18 protein-coding genes and 1 tRNA gene are annotated in these 17,531 nt (G+C 68.9%); 13 read left to right on the forward strand and 6 right to left on the reverse strand.

The features are described 5' to 3' along the window. Positions 1-284: 284 nt before the first annotated feature. A tRNA-Leu gene (locus tag ACFSKW_RS14440) sits at positions 285-367 on the reverse strand. 162 nt (positions 368-529) lie between these two features. On the opposite strand from ACFSKW_RS14440, the gene ACFSKW_RS14445 reads away from it, so the two are divergent. From ACFSKW_RS14445 to pknB, 7 genes are all read left to right on the forward strand, one after another. Then, positions 530-1,270: a DUF3662 and FHA domain-containing protein gene (locus ACFSKW_RS14445; RefSeq protein ID WP_358143740.1), complete on the forward strand. Its 741-nt coding sequence runs from the start codon at positions 530-532 to the stop codon at positions 1,268-1,270. A gap of 17 nt (positions 1,271-1,287) precedes the next feature. After that, the gene (locus tag ACFSKW_RS14450) at positions 1,288-1,758 is read left to right on the forward strand and encodes an FHA domain-containing protein FhaB/FipA (protein ID WP_379572734.1); all 471 of its coding nucleotides are present in this window, start codon (positions 1,288-1,290) and stop codon (positions 1,756-1,758) included. Beyond that, positions 1,755-3,041 (forward strand): Stp1/IreP family PP2C-type Ser/Thr phosphatase, encoded by a 1,287-nt coding sequence (locus tag ACFSKW_RS14455; RefSeq protein WP_379572735.1) that lies wholly within the window; start codon positions 1,755-1,757, stop codon positions 3,039-3,041. The genes ACFSKW_RS14450 and ACFSKW_RS14455 overlap by 4 nt, the downstream gene beginning before the upstream one ends. 30 nt (positions 3,042-3,071) lie before the next feature. Then, the gene (locus ACFSKW_RS14460) at positions 3,072-4,421 is read left to right on the forward strand and encodes an FtsW/RodA/SpoVE family cell cycle protein (protein ID WP_379573034.1); all 1,350 of its coding nucleotides are present in this window, start codon (positions 3,072-3,074) and stop codon (positions 4,419-4,421) included. Then, the gene (locus ACFSKW_RS14465) at positions 4,418-5,875 is read left to right on the forward strand and encodes a peptidoglycan D,D-transpeptidase FtsI family protein (protein WP_379572736.1); all 1,458 of its coding nucleotides are present in this window, start codon (positions 4,418-4,420) and stop codon (positions 5,873-5,875) included. Before ACFSKW_RS14460 ends, ACFSKW_RS14465 begins: the two co-directional genes overlap by 4 nt. After that, entirely contained in the window at positions 5,872-7,329 is a 1,458-nt protein-coding gene (locus ACFSKW_RS14470) for a protein kinase domain-containing protein (RefSeq protein WP_379572737.1), read from the forward strand. Before ACFSKW_RS14465 ends, ACFSKW_RS14470 begins: the two co-directional genes overlap by 4 nt. Positions 7,330-7,411: 82 nt before the next feature. Then, a complete protein-coding gene (pknB, locus tag ACFSKW_RS14475) occupies positions 7,412-9,253 on the forward strand; it encodes a Stk1 family PASTA domain-containing Ser/Thr kinase (protein WP_379572738.1) in 1,842 nt (613 codons plus the stop codon). Between the two features lie 206 nt (positions 9,254-9,459). On the opposite strand, the gene ACFSKW_RS14480 is transcribed toward pknB, so the two are convergent. Then, positions 9,460-10,026: an anthranilate synthase component II gene (locus tag ACFSKW_RS14480; protein ID WP_379572739.1), complete on the reverse strand. Its 567-nt coding sequence runs from the start codon at positions 10,024-10,026 to the stop codon at positions 9,460-9,462. Between the two features lie 156 nt (positions 10,027-10,182). Continuing rightward, positions 10,183-10,803, reverse strand: coding sequence for a class E sortase (locus ACFSKW_RS14485; protein ID WP_379572740.1), 621 nt, complete (start codon positions 10,801-10,803; stop codon positions 10,183-10,185). A 130-nt stretch (positions 10,804-10,933) separates the two neighbouring features. Here ACFSKW_RS14485 and ACFSKW_RS14490 point away from each other — a divergent pair, with 130 nt between their 5' ends. Next, complete coding sequence (locus ACFSKW_RS14490) at positions 10,934-11,179, forward strand: cell division protein CrgA (protein ID WP_379572741.1); 246 nt, start codon at positions 10,934-10,936, stop codon at positions 11,177-11,179. Between the two features lie 34 nt (positions 11,180-11,213). Here the strand turns inward: ACFSKW_RS14490 and ACFSKW_RS14495 are convergent, their stop codons facing one another. Together ACFSKW_RS14495 and ACFSKW_RS14500 are read right to left on the reverse strand one after the other, a co-directional pair. Then, positions 11,214-12,074 carry a rhomboid family intramembrane serine protease gene (locus ACFSKW_RS14495; protein WP_379572742.1) on the reverse strand — a complete coding sequence of 287 codons (861 nt, stop codon included), beginning with the start codon at positions 12,072-12,074 and terminating at the stop codon, positions 11,214-11,216. Positions 12,075-12,187: 113 nt separating this feature from the next. Beyond that, positions 12,188-12,724, reverse strand: a complete 537-nt coding sequence (locus tag ACFSKW_RS14500; protein WP_379572743.1) for a peptidylprolyl isomerase — start codon at positions 12,722-12,724, stop codon at positions 12,188-12,190. A 264-nt stretch (positions 12,725-12,988) separates the two neighbouring features. On the opposite strand from ACFSKW_RS14500, the gene ACFSKW_RS14505 reads away from it, so the two are divergent. After that, entirely contained in the window at positions 12,989-13,417 is a 429-nt protein-coding gene (locus tag ACFSKW_RS14505) for a YtxH domain-containing protein (protein ID WP_379572744.1), read from the forward strand. 72 nt (positions 13,418-13,489) lie between these two features. Continuing rightward, positions 13,490-14,542 carry an Rv3169 family protein gene (locus ACFSKW_RS14510; protein WP_379572745.1) on the forward strand — a complete coding sequence of 351 codons (1,053 nt, stop codon included), beginning with the start codon at positions 13,490-13,492 and terminating at the stop codon, positions 14,540-14,542. Positions 14,543-14,595: 53 nt separating this feature from the next. Here the strand turns inward: ACFSKW_RS14510 and ACFSKW_RS14515 are convergent, their stop codons facing one another. Then, entirely contained in the window at positions 14,596-15,108 is a 513-nt protein-coding gene (locus tag ACFSKW_RS14515; RefSeq protein WP_379572746.1) for a hypothetical protein, read from the reverse strand. Between the two features lie 121 nt (positions 15,109-15,229). Here ACFSKW_RS14515 and ACFSKW_RS14520 point away from each other — a divergent pair, with 121 nt between their 5' ends. The 3 genes from ACFSKW_RS14520 to ACFSKW_RS14530 are packed head-to-tail and all read left to right on the forward strand — an operon-like array spanning position 15,230 to position 17,509. Further along, entirely contained in the window at positions 15,230-15,889 is a 660-nt protein-coding gene (locus ACFSKW_RS14520) for a response regulator transcription factor (RefSeq protein ID WP_379572747.1), read from the forward strand. Continuing rightward, positions 15,886-17,124: an ATP-binding protein gene (locus tag ACFSKW_RS14525; protein WP_379572748.1), complete on the forward strand. Its 1,239-nt coding sequence runs from the start codon at positions 15,886-15,888 to the stop codon at positions 17,122-17,124. Before ACFSKW_RS14520 ends, ACFSKW_RS14525 begins: the two co-directional genes overlap by 4 nt. A gap of 10 nt (positions 17,125-17,134) precedes the next feature. Then, a complete protein-coding gene (locus ACFSKW_RS14530) occupies positions 17,135-17,509 on the forward strand; it encodes a Rieske (2Fe-2S) protein (protein ID WP_379572749.1) in 375 nt (124 codons plus the stop codon). The last annotated feature ends 22 nt before the right edge of the window (positions 17,510-17,531 follow it).

Below are 17,531 nucleotides of genomic sequence, written 5' to 3' on the forward strand. Positions count from 1 at the left end.
ACTGACATGACCGATCAGCGAAGAGTGTCGGATACATGGCACATGCGAGAGAAGTGAGGCTTGCCACCCTCGCGACGCGCGGATCACACCAATCGCTCAGCTCTCAGCGAAACAGCGAAAACCGCGAAATGGTCTTGTAAGCGACATGAAAGCGGGCTGCAAGGGGCGTCAGGTACTGTTTCCCACGCAGGCGCAGGCCGCGACCAAAAAAGAAGCCCCGGCTCTTGCGAACCGGGGCTCTGCTTCGTCAATGTGGGTCCACCGAATTACCTCGGTGACCGGAGTGGGCGAGGAGGGATTTGAACCCTCACGTCCTTTCGGACACACGGACCTGAACCGTGCGCGTCTGCCGTTCCGCCACCCGCCCTTGTGGGTGCGGAGAAACAGTAGCACGGATCAGACGCTGGTACCGAACCCGGATACGATCGCATCAAGACGCGGAAAGAAGAGCTGGGTGCAAGAGAGCGACTCAGGAGCCACCGGCACCCCAGCGACCGCGACGATATGCACGGAGGAAGGGAGGTACCCGGTGGGAGTCCTTCAGCGCTTCGAGCGAAGGCTCGAAGGCTTGGTTGAGGGGGCCTTTGCGCGGGCGTTCAAATCTGACCTTCAGCCGGTCGAGGTCGCCAGCGCCGTACAGCGGGAGATGGACGAGCGGGCCGCCATCGTGGCTCAGGGCCGGACGCTCGTGCCCAACGACTTCGTGGTGGAGCTGTCGACGACCGACGCCGAGAGGCTCGAGGTCTACGCCGACAGCATCAGCCACGAGCTGGCCAACCTCGCCAGGGAGTACGCCAAGGAACAGGGCTACTCCTTCGTGGGACCGGTCCGGGTTCGTTTCGAAACGGCCAACGACCTCGCGGTCGGGCTGTTCCGCATCCGCTCGGGGGTCATCAGGGGGGCGACGGTCGAGCAGGACGAGATCCGCCAGCCCAAGAGCGACCTGCCGGCCTCGAGGCCGGGGGCGTTCGGGGGCAGGCCGAGACTGCTCGTCTCGACGCAGGACGACCCGCAGGGCGACCGCTCCTACGAGCTGACCACTCCGGTGACCTTGCTAGGAAGGGGCACCGACTGCGATCTTCGTCTTGTCGATCCAGGCGTCTCCAGGCACCACGCGGAGCTGCGCGTCGAGGGTCCGCAGGTCGTTCTCGTCGACCTCGGGTCCACGAACGGCACTTTCGTCAACGGCCAGCCGGTACGCAGGATCGAGCTCCAGAACGGCACTCGTGTCACCCTGGGGCGCACGACTCTGGTGTTCCGGCGCGATTAGGGGTAGACAAACGGTCCATGTCCGAGCTCACGCTGCTGCTGATCCGGCTCGCCTTCCTGGCGGTGCTGTGGTTCTTTGTCATTGCCGCAGTAGGGGTGATCCGGACAGACCTGTTCGGTTCACGCACCGCTCCCGCGGCTCCACGGGCCAAGGCGGCGAGTCCCAAACCGGTCGCCAAACCCAAGAGCAAGAAGGGGGAGCCGCGCCAGCTGGTCGTCACGGGCGGCCCCCTGCAGGGCACCACCATCAATCTCACGGAGACGCCCATCACCATCGGCAGGGCCAACGACGCCACGCTGGTCGTGACCGACGACTACGCTTCCAGCCGGCATGCCCGACTCTTCCCTCAGGACGGTCAGTGGATCGTGGAAGATCTTGGCTCAACCAACGGCACGTATCTCGACCGCTCGAAAGTCACCCGCCCGACTCCGGTACCGCTCGGTGTTCCGATCCGTGTCGGCAAGACAGTCATTGAATTGCGCAAATGACCATCGCACTCCGCTACGCCGCCCGCTCGGACGTCGGCCTCCTTCGCGAAGGGAACGAGGACTCGGCGTACGCTAGCGGCCGCCTGCTCGCCGTCGCCGACGGCATGGGCGGGCACGCACACGGCGAGGTGGCGAGCTCCGTCGCCATCGCCGCAATGGCCTCTCTGGAAGAGAGCCAACAGGGGGGTGACCTGCTCAACGCCATCGAGGCAGCGGTGCGCGAAGCCAACCGCAAGCTCCACGAGATGGTCGGGCGGGATCCCAGCCTCAAGGGCATGGGCACCACTCTCACCGCGATGCTCTGGAACGGCACCCAGGTCGCGCTGGTGCACGTCGGCGACTCGCGCGCCTACCTGCTCAGACGCGGGGAGCTCTACCAGATCACCCACGACCACACGCTCGTCCAGCAGCTGGTGGACGACGGGCGGATCACCCCTGAGGAAGCGGCGACGCATCCGCAGCGGTCCATCCTCCTGCGAGCGCTCGACGGGAGCGGTGAGGTCGATCCCGACCTCACGCTGCGCGAGGCCCAGCTCGGCGACCGATATCTGCTCTGCTCCGACGGGCTGTCGGGGGTGGTGAGCGCCGAGACGTTGCACGCGACGCTCACCAACATCGACGACCCTGAAGAGGTCGTTCGCCAGCTCATCGACCTGGCGAACAGGGGCGGTGGCCCCGACAACATCACGTGCGTGCTCGCGGACGTGGTCGATCTCGCCGAGAGCCCTCAGGTGCCCACCGAGGCGGCGGTGGTCGGCGCGGCGGGCATGAGCCGCCGATCGAGCTCCCCAGGAGAACCGGCGGGGCGAGTGAGCGCGGTGACCGCACCCCAGCCGGTGATCACCGACGACGATGACGACTACCCGGGCGCCGAGGCGTCAGGGCGTCGCGTCAAACGTCGTCGCGTGTGGCCCGTGCTGGTCTCCGTGCTTGGTGTGGCCGCTGTTGCCGCCGGTGCCGGCGGCTACTTCGGCTGGCAGTGGGTTCAGGACCAGTACTTCGTCGGAGCCAGGGGCGACGAGGTGGTCGTTTTTCGCGGAGTGCAGCAGGAGGTGGGCCCGATCCAGTTCTTCGAGGTGATCAAGCCCACCGGCCGCAAGCTCTCCGAGCTGTCCTCCACCGAGCAGGCGCTGGTGAAGGACGGCATCAAGGTCGCCAGCGAGCTCGAAGGCGTCACCAAGATCAACAGCTTGAAGTTCAACGCCACCGAGCAGCAGAAGGCCAGCGAGCCCAAAGCCTCGGCCACCCCGTCCTCCTCCCCGACCAAGACGAGGTCCCAGTAGGTGAGCGAAGTGGTCGCGACCCCCGTCCCCATGCCCGCCAAACGGCGCGCGGCACAGCTGTTCATGCTGGCCGGCGCCGTGGCGATCGTCATGGGGGCCTACGCCAACGTCGGCCTGGCCGTCGACGGCGCCATCCCCGCAGGCATGCTGACGTACGGACTGAGCCTCGGCGGCATCATGCTGGCCGCCTACCTCGTCCTGGCCAAGTTCGCCCCATGGGCGGACCCGCTGATCCTCCCGCTCGTCACGCTGGTCAACGGCCTCGGCCTGGTGATGATCTACCGGCTGGAAGCCGCGGGGCAGGACGGCGCCTCGGCCACCAACCAGATCGTCATGACCGGCGTCGGTGTCGTGCTCTTCACCGTGACACTGATCGTGCTGCGCGACCATCGCGCGCTGCAGCGCCTCACCTACACCGCGGGCTTCGTCGGCCTGGTCCTGCTGATCTCGCCGCTCACTCCCGGCCTCGGACGCACCATCAACGGCGCCCGCATCTGGATCGGCATCGGCGGCTTCAGCATCCAGCCCGCCGAGTTCGCCAAACTGGCCCTGGTGGTCTTCTTCGCCGGCTACCTGGTGGCCAAGCGCGACGTGCTGGCGCTGGCAGGGCGGCGGCTGCTGTTCATCGACCTGCCGCGCGCCCGCGACCTCGGGCCCATCCTCATCACCTGGGCCGTCGCGATCGGCGTCCTGGTGTTGCAGCGCGACCTGGGCTCCTCGCTGCTGCTGTTCGGCGGCTTCGTCGTGATGCTCTACATCGCCACGCAGCGCACCTCGTGGGTGCTGATCGGCATCCTGCTGTTCGTGGGCGGCGCGTTCATCGCGGGCCAGCTCTTCAGCCACGTGGGCGACAGGTTCGACGTGTGGCTGAACCCGGGCAGCACGGAGTTCTACGACCGGCCGTTCGGCGGCAGCTTCCAGCTCATGCAGGGACTGTTCGGCATGAGCGCGGGCGGCATCCTCGGCACCGGGCTCGGCCAGGGCCACCCCGAGCTGATCCCGCTGGCCTTCTCCGACTTCATCTTCGCCGCCACGGGCGAGGAGCTCGGCCTCACGGGTCTGATGGCGCTGCTGCTCATCTACGCGCTCATCGTGGAGCGCGGCCTGCGCACCTCGATCGCGGCCCGCGACCCGTTCTCCAAGCTGCTGGCGGGCGGCCTGTCGTTCATCCTCGCCTGGCAGGTCTTCATCATCGTCGGCGGCGTCACCAATCTCATCCCGCTGACCGGCCTCGTCACGCCGTTCATGTCGCAGGGCGGTTCGGCGCTGCTCGCTAACTGGATCCTTATCGCCCTTTTGGTACGCATGTCTGATGCCGCCCGACGCCCCCCGCCCCAGGCGATCCAGGACGAAGGACTGACGCAGGTGTTCCAGCGATGAACGGGCCTCTCAAGCGCGCGGCCGTGGCATGCCTGGTCATGTTCGGGCTGCTCATGCTGAACGTGAACTATGTGCAGGCGCTCAAGGCCGAGAGCCTGAGCTCCGACGCCAGGAACAAGCGCAACTTCTTCGACCGCTACGAGGTGCAGCGCGGCCGCATCACGGCCGGCGGCACGATCCTCGCCCAGTCGGTCGAGCAGAAGAAGGGCGATTTCCGCTTCATCCGCGAGTACCCGGATGGCAAGGTGTTCGCGCACGTCACCGGCTACTTCTCGCCGGAGAGCACGTCCGCGATCGAGCGCAGCGAGAACGGCTACCTCGACTCGTCCCATCCCGACCTGCTGCTGCGCAGGAGCATCGACCTGTTCACCGGCGAGCCCACGCGCGGCGCCAACGTCGAGGTCACGATCAACCCCAAGGCGCAGAAGGCGGCCCACGAGGCGCTGTCGGCGAGCGGCAAGAGGGGCGCGGTCGTCGCGCTGAACCCGAAGACGGGCGCGATCCTGACCATGGTCTCCCTGCCCACGTACGACCCGAACGTGCTGTCGGGCACCGACCCCGGCAAGGTCTTCTCCGCCTACAACAAGCTCGACAAGGACAAGGCCAACGGCCCGCTCGTCAACAGGGCCATCAACCGGACCTACCCGCCGGGCTCCACCTACAAGGTGGTGACGGCGGCGGCGTTCCTCGAGGACGACTCCAGCCGCGACGGGCAGACCATCGTGCCCGCCCCCCAGGTGCTCGATCTGCCCAACACCACGGCCGACCTGCCCAACTCGGGCGGCGCGGCCTGCGGCGGCGGCCAGGTGCCGCTGGTGTACGCGCTGGAGCGCTCGTGCAACACGCCGTTCGGCAAGATCGGCATGGACCTCGGCTACGACCGGATGGCCGAGCAGGCCAAGAAGTTCGGTGTCGGCGAGCCGCTCTCGATCCCGATGGGCGTGTCCGACAGCAACATCGGTCCCAAGGAGGACGACGCGGCTCTCGCGCAGGCCTCCATCGGCCAGCGCAGCAACCAGATGACGCCGCTGGAGATGGCCATGATCGCCGCAGGCATCGCCAACGACGGCAAGGTCATGAAGCCCTACCTGGTGCAGAAGATCACCGACGCCAAGAACGACACCGTCGACGAGGCCGAGCCCGAGGAGCTCACGGAGGCCGTCAGCGCTGACACCGCCGCCAAGCTCAGGCAGATGATGGTCAGCGTGGTCAACAACGGCACCGCCAACCTGGCGCAGATCCCCGGTGTCGAGGTCGGCGGCAAGACGGGCACCGCGCAGACCGTCCAGGGCAAGGCGCCGCACGCCTGGTTCATCTCCTTCGCGCCCGCCACGGACCCGCAGGTCGCGGTGGCGGTCATCGTGGAGTCGGGCAGCGCGGGCACCGAGGCCTCTGGCGGGCACACCGCGGCCCCGATCGCCAAGGCCGTGATGGAGGCGGTGCTCGCGAAGTGACCTCCCCCAGCCGCAGGCTCGGCGAGCGCTACCTCCTGGTGTCGCGCATCGCCGTCGGCGGCATGGGCGAGGTCTGGCGAGGCAAGGACGAACTGCTCGGCCGCGAGGTCGCCGTCAAGATCATGAGGGGCGGGGTGGCGGCCGACCCGTCCTTCCTGGCCCGCTTCCGCAACGAGGCGAGGATCACCGCCGGCCTGGCCGATCCCGGCATCGCCCAGGTCTTCGACTACGGCGAGCAGAGCGATGTCGCCTACCTCGTGATGGAGCTGGTGCCCGGCGAGCCGTTGTCGGCCATCCTGGCGCGCAACGGCGCGCTCGGGCCCGAAGTGGCGCTCGACGTGATCCACCAGACCGCCAAGGCGCTGCAGGCGGCGCACACGGCGGGCGTCATCCACCGCGACATCAAGCCGGGCAACCTGCTCGTGACCCGCGAGGGCACGATCAAGGTGACCGACTTCGGCATCGCCCGCGCGGTGGAGGCCGCGTCCGTCACCCAGACGGGCACCGTGCTGGGCACGGCCCAGTACGTCAGCCCCGAGCAGGCGCAGGGCCTGCCGCTGACGCCCTCGACCGACCTCTACTCGCTCGGCGTGGTGGCGTACGAGTGCCTGGCGGGCAGCACGCCCTTCCACGCCGACAACCAGGTGGCGATCGCGCTCCAGCACCTCAGCGCGACTCCCCCGCCGCTGGACCCCTCGATCCCCGCGCCGGTGCGCGGCCTGGTGATGGCGCTGCTGTCGAAGGAGCCGTCGATGCGTCCCGCGAGCGCGCGGGAACTGGCGGACAGGGCCGCCGTGCTGCGCCAGTCGCTGCTGAGCGCCGACGACTACGGCACCGAGCTGCGCACGCTGACCGACCCCGCCGGGTTCCGCGTCAACCCGCGGCTCGGTGACGGGGACCGCACGGATCCGGGGTACGGCACGCCCGACACGACCCCCGACCCGGCCAGGCCGTACGGCGGCACGCCCACGCCCGTGCCTCTCGCCGCGGCCGGGCCGTACGGTGACGAGGGGGCGATGACACGGGTCTCCGCGCCCGCGCGGCGGCGCAGGCGGCGCACCACGGTGCTGGTCGCGACGGCGGGCTGCGCCGCGGCCGTCGGACTCGGGACATTTGCTATTGCCAATTACGGCCCTAGCCAAACCCCCAACGTGACGGAACCCACACAAACCATCGAAACCCCGCCGTCCGTGAAGCCGAGCAGGACCAAGACACCGCCACGCCGCCCCGCCACGGTTCCGCCGAGGACCGCTCGGCCGGTACCCTCACGGTCAGCTACGGTAAGCACGTCGGCTTCTCCCACACAGCGGCCGACGCCGACGAAGACGCCAAAGCCGACCCCGACCCCGACACCGACGCCCACCCCAACGCCCACCCCCACCCCGACGCCAACAGTGACACCGACCGGCTCCCCCGACCCAGGCGAAACCATCCCGCCGAACGAGGAGACGTGATGCGTCGAGGGGTCGATGATGGACACTGGCGGCCCGCGAGCCGGCCGGTACCCAAGATGAACGGTAAGGGACAGTGCAGGAAATGACTCAGCCTCGGCTACTCGGAGGTCGCTACGAGCTCGACGGTGTCGTCGGGCGCGGCGGCATGGCCGAGGTGTATCGCGCACGAGACATCCGACTGGACCGCATCGTGGCGATCAAGACGCTTCGGGCCGACCTCGCGCGTGACCACACCTTCCAGGCCCGCTTTCGCCGGGAGGCCCAGTCCGCGGCGTCGCTGAACCATCCGGCCGTCGTCGCGGTCTACGACACCGGCGAGGACAACAGCGACGGCGCGCCCGTGCCGTACATCGTGATGGAGTACGTCGACGGCCGCACGCTGCGCGACCTGCTGCGGGCCGACAGGCGGCTGCTGCCCGAGCGCGCGGTCGAGCTGGTCGACGGCATCCTCAGGGCGCTGGACTACAGCCACCGCGGCGGCATCGTGCACCGCGACATCAAGCCGGCCAACGTGATGATCACCCGCAACGGTGACGTCAAGGTCATGGACTTCGGCATCGCCCGCGCGATGGCCGACTCGGCCGCCACGATGACGCAGACGGCGCAGGTGATAGGGACCGCCCAGTACCTCTCGCCCGAGCAGGCGAGGGGCGAGCGGGTCGACGCCCGCAGCGACATCTACTCCACCGGGTGCGTGCTGTACGAGCTGCTGACGGGACAGCCGCCGTTCACCGGTGACTCCCCTGTCGCGATCGCCTACCAGCACGTGCGCGAGGAGCCCATCCCGCCGTCGCAGATCGACCCCGAGATTCCCAAGTGGGCCGACGCGATCGTGCTCAAGGCGATGGCCAAGGACCCCGCCCAGCGCTACCAGAGCGCGGGCGAGATGCGGGCCGACATCCAGCGCGCGATGACCGGCATGCCGGTCGAGGCGCAGACGATGACCATGGTCGGCAACTACGGCGCCGGCACCCGCACGATGGCCGCCACCCAGGGCGCGGGACCCGCGACGCAGCGCACCGGGGCGATCCCGCCCTACGAGTACGGCGACGGCGGCGAGCCCACCCGCGGCGGCAGGCGGCGGGCGAGCGGCGGCGGCAACACGGCGCTGAAGACCGTGGCGTGGATCCTGGTCCCGCTGCTGATCATCGGCGCGTTCGTCTTCGTCGGCTACAAGTTCCTGGCCTCGGGAGGCGGCACGTCCGCGGCGGCGCAGATCACTGTTCCGCCGCTGGCCACGCAGACCCAGGAGGACGCCGAGGCCAAGCTCACCTCGCTCAAGCTGAAGTTCACGGTGACCGAGGAGCCCGACCCCGAGGTCGAGAAGGGCGTGGTCATCAGCTCCGAGCCGGCGGCCGGCACCAAGGTGGACGAGGGCGCCACGATCGCGCTCAAGGTGTCCACAGGCCCGGAGAAGGTCAAGGTGCCCGATGGCCTGATCGGCGCCTCGCCGGAGGAGGCGAGGGCCGCGCTGGACGCCGTGGGGCTGGAGGGCGTGGTCACGCCGACGGTCTCCTCCAGGGAGCAGGACAAGGTCTTCGACACCAAACCCAAGGCGGGGGCGGAGGTCGAGAAGGGCACCTCGGTCAAGCTGTACGTGCCCAAGGCCCAGGTGCCTGTGCCCGGCGTGGTCGGCAAGACGCAGGAGGACGCCGAGCGGGAGCTGAAGGCCGAGGGCTTCAGGGTGAAGGTGGTGTCGCAGGCGAGCGACCAGCCTGCCGGCACGGTCATCACGCAGAGCCCTGAGGCGGGCAGCCCGCAGAACCAGAAGACGACGGTCACGATCGTGGTCTCGACGGGGCCCGAGCAGCAGCCGACCGAGCAGCCGTCGTTCCCGCCGTCTGAGGAGCCGACGGACATCCCGACCGACCCGGCGACCGAGGATCCGGGCGACACAGGCGAGCCGCCAGACCTCGGCCCGTGATCTCAGGACGGCCCCCTCCCCGCACTCCCGGGCGAGGGGGCCGTCCCTTTTCCCGCCACGGGCGGACATGGAAAACGTCCCCGCCGCTCGCGGGCGGACATGGAAAACGTCCCCGCCGCTCGCGGGCGGACATGGAAAACGTCCCCGCCGCTCGGGGGCGACGGCGGGGACGTTCATTCCTTAAGTCGTTCGGCGGCGGCGTGGTGTTACACGATCGACGACAGCCAGTTGGCCAGCAGCCGGTGGCCGTGCTCCGACAGCACCGATTCGGGGTGGAACTGCACCCCTTCGATGGGCGCGGTGCGGTGCCTGAGCCCCATGATGGTCCCGTCGTCGGTCCACGCGCTCACCTCCAGCTCGTCGGGCACCGTCTCCGGCCGTACGGCGAGCGAGTGGTAGCGCGTCATCGTCACGGGCGAGGGCAGCGACGCGAACACTCCCCGGCCGTCGTGCGTGATGGCGCTGGTGCGCCCGTGCATGAGTTCGGGGGCCCTGGACACGACCGCGCCGTACGCCACTCCGATCGCCTGGTGGCCGAGGCACACGCCGAGCAGCGGCTTGCCCGTGGCGGCGGCGTGCAGGACGAGGGGTACGCTCACCCCGGCCGCCTCGGGTGTTCCCGGGCCTGGGCTCACCAGGACGCCGGCGTAGCCGTCGGCGTCCTCCACCCGCACCACGTCGCGCGGCCGCACCTCGCAGGCGGCGCCCAGAGAGCGCAGGTACTGCACGATGGTGTGGACGAAGCTGTCGTGGTTGTCCACTACCAGGATCATTTGCGGACGGTCACCTCATCCAGCGTCACTGCGGGCTCGAGTAGAGGAAAGACGACATACCAGAGTACGACTCCCGCCAAGGCGACCAGAACGAGGGCTGTCACGAGTCGCCGCCCGACGCCGCCGGGCAGGTGCCGCCAGATCCAGCCGTACATGTCAGGCCTTTCTCGGCTCGGTCGACTTGAGCACGCCGTAGACGATGAGCCGCTGGGCCGCGGAGTACTCGGGATGGCAGGTCGTCAGGGTGATCATCGCTCTGATGGCGTTGATGTCGGGTTTTCCCGGCACGGGGGCGAGGATCTCCACCTCGTCGGGCTCCACGACGTCCTGTGAGGTGACGCGGTAGGTGTAGCGGGCCTCGCGGGCGTCCACGATGATCTCGTCGTCGCGTCGCAGCTCGTCGATGCGGTTGAAGGGCGCCGCGTAGGTCGTGCGGTGGCCCGACAGGACGAAGTTGCCGACCTGGCCGGGCATCGCGGAGCCCGGGTAGTGGCCAGGCCCCTTCTTCAGGTGTTCGGCGTCGACGCCCTCGATCACGGCGTACCGGTAGTCGTCGCCCAGCCTGGGGATGCTCAGCATGGCCACGGCGTTCCCCAGCGTGATCTTGTCGAGGCGGGCGGGGTCGTCGCCCCGCTCCTCGGCGAGCTGCCGCTGGAGCAGCAGCTGCTGGCGCTGGGTGTAGGCGCCGGTGCCCCACAGCAGGTACGCGCAGAAGAGCAGCATGGCCAGGCCCGCCGTGATGCTCAGCTCTCCGACCGTCCGCAGCAGTGCCCTCACGTGGCCAGGGTATGCAGACGCGCGGTGGATGCCGGGGATCGCCATGTTCCGCGCGTGGCGACTATCCTGGTCGGACCAGAGAGCCTGGGGACTATCCGGATGGCCCCCGGCCGCCAGCAGGAGTTATCCCGTGCCCAAGCCGAAGACGCGCAAGAAGGCGGTCTACACGCCGCCGCAGAAGTCGCAAGAGGTCAAGATCAGCCCGCGGTGGCTGGCGCCGACCATGGTCGTGTCGTGGATCATCGGGATCCTGTGGATCGCGATCTACTACGTGGCCCCCCAAGCGCCCCTGATCGGGACGCTCTCCAACTGGAACCTGCTGATCGGGTTCGTTTTCATCATCTTCGGTGTGGTGCTTTCCACCCGCTGGCGTTAGTACTTTCCACAGGTTTTCCACAGGCTGGGGAAAGTCAGGACAGCAGCGAGGTCGCTCGCACGATCGTGAGAGCGGCGAGGATCGCGAACCCCCCCAGGAGCGCCAGTGCCTGATACAGGGCGCGGTTGTTCCTGGGGGCGTAGACCAGCGCGCCCGCCAGCACGGCGCCGGTGAGCAGGCCGCCGACGTGAGCGGTCCAGCTGATGCCGAGGCCCGTGACCGCGGGCACCACGAACGTGATCACCAGGTTGAGGATGATGACGGTCGCGATGCCGCGCACGTCGAGCTTGAGCTTGCGGCCCACGATGAAGATCGCCGCGAACAGGCCGAAGACGGCGCCCGACGCGCCGACGGTGGCCACTCTGAAGTCGTCGAACCACAGGCTCATGACCGAGCCGCCGAGCGCGCTGAGCAGGTAGAGCGCGGCGAACCTGATGTGCCCGAACGCGCGTTCCAGGTAGGGCGCGATCGCGTAGATCGCCCAGGCGTTGAACAGCACGTGGAAGATCAGCCCTGTGGAGTGCGCGAAGGCGCTGGTGATCATCCGGTAGTACTCGCCCTGGGCGACCACGTAAACCGTGTTCATCTCGAGGGCGGCGCCGAGCCTGTCGCCGGTGAGGAGCTGGCCGACGAACACCAGGGCGATGAGGCCGAGGATCGTGTAGGTGACGTACGGCGTGGTGACGACGGCGCCGCCGAAGACCGACTGAGCCTGCCGTACCGTCCTGTTGCCCTCGGCCACGCACTCGGGGCACTGGAAGCCCACGGCCGCGTCGCGCATGCAGTCGGGGCAGATGGGCCTTTCGCAGCGCTGACAGCGCACCCACGTCTCCCGCCCAGGATGGCGGTAGCACGTGGGCACGGTCTCCTGGGGGCTGGGCGGCTGGCTGGTCATGAGGGGCCTTTCTCGTCCACTGACCGCCAGCCTACTCATCGGGAACGTGCGCGCTGGACCGTCAGAGACGACAACCTCACGTTCCTTTCGAGCCGAGCTTCCCAGCCCGCCTGTCAGCCCTCGACGCGCTCGATCGTGACCGACTCCAGGACGACGTCGTCGGCGGGACGGTCCCGGCGGTCGGTCTGCGTCTTGGCGATCGCGTCGACGACGTCCTGCCCCTCGATGACCTCGCCGAAGATGGAGTGCTTGCGGTTGAGGTGCGGCGTCGGCACCACGGTGATGAAGAACTGCGAGCCGTTGGTGCCCTTGCCGGCGCGGACACCGGCGTTGGCCATGGCCAGCAGGTACGGCTTGTTGAAGACGAGCTCCGGGTGGATCTCGTCGTCGAACTCGTAGCCAGGGCCGCCGATGCCCTGGCCGAGCGGGTCGCCGCCCTGGATCATGAATCCGTCGATGACGCGGTGGAAGATCGTGCCGTCGTAGTAACGACCCGTGCTCTTCTCGCCGGTGCCGGGGTGCGTCCACTCCTTGGAGCCCTCGGCGAGCTCCACGAAGTTGCGAACCGTCTTCGGCGCCTTGTTCGGGAAGAGTTCGATCTTGATGAGACCGCGATTGGTCTGCAGGTTTGCGATCAGCTTCTCAGCCACGAGACAGCTGCCCCCCTCTATGCACAGGGTCTGGTATGTGATGGTTTGGATGGCACGGCCGCTGGGGCCGCTCAAGCATCCTCCCACGGCTCGTCATGATTGAGCCGCCTTGTACCGGGAAGGTCACGCTGCGGGGCCCCAACGACAGGGGAGGTTGTCGTGTCCCTGACACTCAGAAAGCGCCACGTCATAATCGAGATGCCCGTGACGTGGATGGGCCGAATGAAGGCCCAGGCTGTGCGAGCCGGAGGTCGGCTCGCCCCGATGGCGGACCAGGCCAAGGTGGTCGCCGCGCATCGGATCGAGGATGCACGTTACTGGGCGGCACCCAGACTAGAGGACGCCGCCCATCGGGTCGAGGATCAACTCGCCCCGCGGGTCAGTTCGATGCTGAGCCAGGCGGCCAGCAGGATCGACCCGACGCCGGCAAGGTCTCGCCGGTGGCCGATCCTGGCCCTGCTGACCGGGATGGCGCTGGGCGCGGCGGGCTACATGTTCTACCGCCGCAACGCCCAGCAGTGGACCGACCACATGAAGGACTCCGCCACTGACGCCTCTCGCTGGGTCGGTGAACGCGCGGACCGGGCCGCCGACAAGGTGTCGTCCAGCGCGGACCAGGCGGCAGGCAAGGTCTCGTCCAACGCGGACAAGGCGGCGGACAAGGTCGACGAGGCCACGCGGAAGATGTCCTGACGGGTGTGACGCGGCCGTGCCACGCGCGCGGCCGCGTTGACCTCTAACCAAGCGCTTGCTACAACGAAGCGCATGAGCCTGTCACCGCTGGACGACTTCCCCATTCATCAGGCCCCTCAGGTCATGCGCCACGTCGCGACCTCCGATCGCAACTTCTACGATCGCTACTACTTCAACTGCCACCCGGGCACGGACGAGCTCATGCTCATCGTCGGCCTCGGGCAGTACCCCAACCTCGGCGTCACCGACGCCTTCGCCTGTGCCCGCCGTACGAACCTGCACCGGGTGGTCCGAGCCTCCCGCGAGCTCGGATCCGACCGCATGGACACCACGGTCGGCCCGTTCAGGATCGAGGTCATCGAAGGACTCAAGCGGCTCAGGGTGATCCTCGAGCCGAACGAGCATGGCCTTGCCTTCGACCTCACGTGGACGGGCACGATCCCGGCCACGCTCGAACCGCGCCACTTCGTGCGCTGGCAGGAGCGGGTCGTCTTCGATTCGGTACGGCTGGCACAGACAGGCCGCTGGTCGGGCACCATCGTGGTCGGCGACGACGAGATCCCCGTCGACGGATGGCAGGGCACCAGAGACCGTTCATGGGGCATCAGGCCCGTGGGCGAGCCCGAGCCGCCCGGCATCCAGGTCAAGAACCCCGGCACGTTCTACTGGCTCTACGCGCCCATGCAGTTCGACGACCACGCGATCCTCTGCATCATCCAGGAGGACCACAAGGGTCGCAGGGTGCTGGAGGAAGCCGTCAGGGTGTGGTCGGACGGCCGGGAGGAGGAGTACCTCGGCCGCCCCGGCTACCACCCCGTCTACGCCCCCGGCACCCGCGACGTCGTGGAGGCGACGATCACCTTCGACAAGATCGAGGTGCGGTGCACGCCGATCCTGCCCGTCCACCTCATGGTCGGCACCGGCTACGGCCTGGAGCCCGACTGGAAGCACGGCATGTACCAGGGCGGCGAGCCCGTGGTCCAGGGGGTGACCTACACGCTGCCCGAGGACGCCGGCCGCATGTGGGGCATGGTGGACGCGGTCGGGCGTTTCGAGTACGACGGGCAGGTCGGCCACGGACTCTTCGAGTACTGGGCGCTCGGCCCGCACCCGTCCTTCACCTGAGCCCTGCCGTACCGGACCCCCATGACCGGTGCGGCGGGGCCCCGCTCACCTGGTCACTTGGCGGTGCAGGTGATGGTGATGGCCTTGGTGGCGTCGCCGTCGGGGGCGGTGGCGGTGGCGGTGGCGGTGGCGGCGATCGAGACGTCGTCCTTGATCTCTCCAACCTTGATCTGGCCGGCCTTGATCTCGCCCGCCTCCACCCCGGGGGCGGGGGTCGCGGGGACGGCCTCGGTGGTCTCTGTGGCCTCGCTCCAGCGCTCGACGGCCACGGCGCCTTCGGGCAGGGGCTTGCCGTCCGTGGACTGCGCGTCCACCCGGATCGTCGCAGCGGGCTCCGTGGCCGCCGCGGACTGGTCGTCCGCGGACAGGTGGGCCTCGCCCCCCTTGCCGGGCTCGATCCTGACCGCGCGGACCGCTTCGGTGAACTCGAAGGTCTTGCCGTCGCTCGTCACGCAGGTGCCCTTGGCGGGCGGCTCGTCCGAGGAGGCGTTGGCCGATCCGGCGAGACCCCCGGCGAACAGCACGGCACCCACGGCAACAAGAGCGGCGATACGTCGCTTGAACACTTCCATCTCCTTCGCTTGAACGGAACGACCGCAGCCTCGCCCACCGAACCTGAAGGCACACTGAACGCAGCCGAAATGATCTTCAGGTTGGCTTTAGGTCGCGTCAGGCACCCTGAACACCGTGCGAGTACTACTGGTCGAGGACGAGAAGAGGCTGGCCGACCTCGTCAAGGGCGGCCTGGCAGGCGAGGGCTTCGCGGTCGACGTCGCCTACGACGGCCGCGACGGCCTGTGGATGGCCTCGGAGAACGACTACGACGCGATCGTCCTGGACGTCATGCTGCCCAGGCTGAACGGGTACGCGCTCTGCGCGAAGCTCCGCGAGGCGGGCAACTGGACGCCGATCATGATGCTCACCGCGAAGGACGGCGTCTACGACGAGGCGGAGGCGCTCGACACCGGCGCCGACGACTACCTCGCCAAGCCTTTCTCCTACGTCGTCCTGGTGGCCAGGCTCCGCGCCCTCGTCAGGCGCGGCGGCAGGGAGCGGCCGGTGTCGATCACCGTGGGGGACCTGACCGTCGACCCCGCGGGCATGCGCTGCCGCAGGGGCGGCGTCGAGATCGCGCTCACCCCCAAGGAGTTCGCCGTGCTGCACGGGCTGGCGCGCAGGGCGGGCGAGGTGGTCTCCAAGAGCGAGCTGCTCGCCCAGGCATGGGACTTCAGCTACGAAGGCGACCCCAACATCGTCGAGGTCTACGTCAGCGCGCTGCGCCGCAAGATCGGCCCTGGCGTGATCGAGACCGTCAGGGGCGCGGGCTACCGGTTGGAGGCGGCGTGATCCTCTCGTCCGTACGGCTGCGCGCCACGATCGCGGCCACACTCGTCGTCGCCGCCGCGCTCGGCGTCGCCACGGCCGTCCTGGTCGCCTCGCTGAAAGGCAGCCTGGAGGCCAGCGCCAACGCCGAGGCGGCCAGGAAGGTCGTCGCCGCGATGCCGCTGGCCGTCGAAGCGAGACCCGCCGACAGCCTCACCTTCACCACCGACCCCGACGTCCAGGTCACGGCCAGGATCCAGTCGGCCCCCTGGGAGACGACGACGCCGGGCGACTACGCCGTCGCGACCATGGCCGTGACCACCGAGGAGGGCGCCACCAAGACCATCTGGGGCCGCGCCTCCCTGGAGGGGGCGGAGCAGGCGCTGCGGACCCTGAACGGACTCCTGCTGCCCGGCGTGCCGCTCCTGCTGGCCGTGGTCGCAGGCATGACGTGGTTCTCCGTCGGCAGAGCACTGGCCCCCGTGGCGGCCATCAGGGCGAAGGTCGCCGACATCACCGCCCGCGACCTGCACCAGCGGGTGCCCGTCCCCGAGTCGGGCGACGAGATCGCCGGACTCGCCACCACCGTGAACGGCACGCTCGACCGGCTGGAGACGGCGGTCGAGCGGCACAAGCAGTTCGTCGCCGACGCCGCGCACGAGCTGCGCAGCCCGATCGCGACGCTCCGGGCACGGCTGGAGCTGGCCGAGCCCACCGACCTGTCGACCGAGGCGCTGGCCGACGTCGACCGGCTCCAGCGGCTGGCCGGCGACCTCCTGCTGCTGGCCAGGCTCGACGCGGGCGAGCCGCTCAAGGCCGAGGAGATCGACCTCGGCCAGGTCGTCGCCGAGGAGAGCCTCCGCCCGGGAGCCGCCGTCTGCCTGGACATCAGCCCCGACGTCGTCATCAACGGCTCGCGCGGGCACCTGTCCCGGCTGGTCACCAACCTCGTGGACAACGCCGTACGGCACGCGGCGACGACCGTCGAAGTCCGGGTGCGCGAGACGGACGGCGAGGCGGTCCTCGAGGTGCTCGACGACGGCCCTGGGATCCCGCCCGAGCACAGGGAGGCGGTGTTCGACCGCTTCACCAGGCTGGACGAGGCCAGGGCCAGAGACGGTGGAGGGGTCGGGCTCGGCCTGCCGATCGCCAGGGACATCGCGACGCTGCACGGCGGGACGCTTGCCGTACGAGACGGGGGGTTCATCGCGCGGTTCCCGATGAACCGGATGAGTCCGGCGTACGTGAAATCTCTGTGAGGAGGCACGAATGATCACACGTCGGGCACTGATCATCAGAGGTGGAGCGGCGGGCACGGGGGCGCTGTTCCTGTGGACGACACCGGCCGAGGCCGCGGCAGGACCCGTCCTGAGCAAGACCAGGAGCATCCCGGTCGGCGGCGGGAAGATCCTCAAGGGCAAGTACGTGGTGACGCAACCGTCCAAGGGCACGTTCAGGGCGTTCAGCGCCATCTGCACGCATCAGGGATGTACGGTGGCCGGCGTCAGCGGCGGGACGATCAACTGTCCCTGCCACGGCAGCAAGTTCAGCATCTCGACGGGCGCGGTCGTCAGGGGGCCCGCCAAGCGGCCGCTCACCCGCAAGAAGATCAAGGTGTCCAAGGGCGTGATCAGCCTCGCCTGACCTCTCGGTCGTGGGGGGGGGG

This window comes from Nonomuraea mangrovi, from assembly GCF_042681425.1.
Classification (GTDB): Bacteria; Actinomycetota; Actinomycetes; order Streptosporangiales; family Streptosporangiaceae; genus Nonomuraea; species Nonomuraea mangrovi.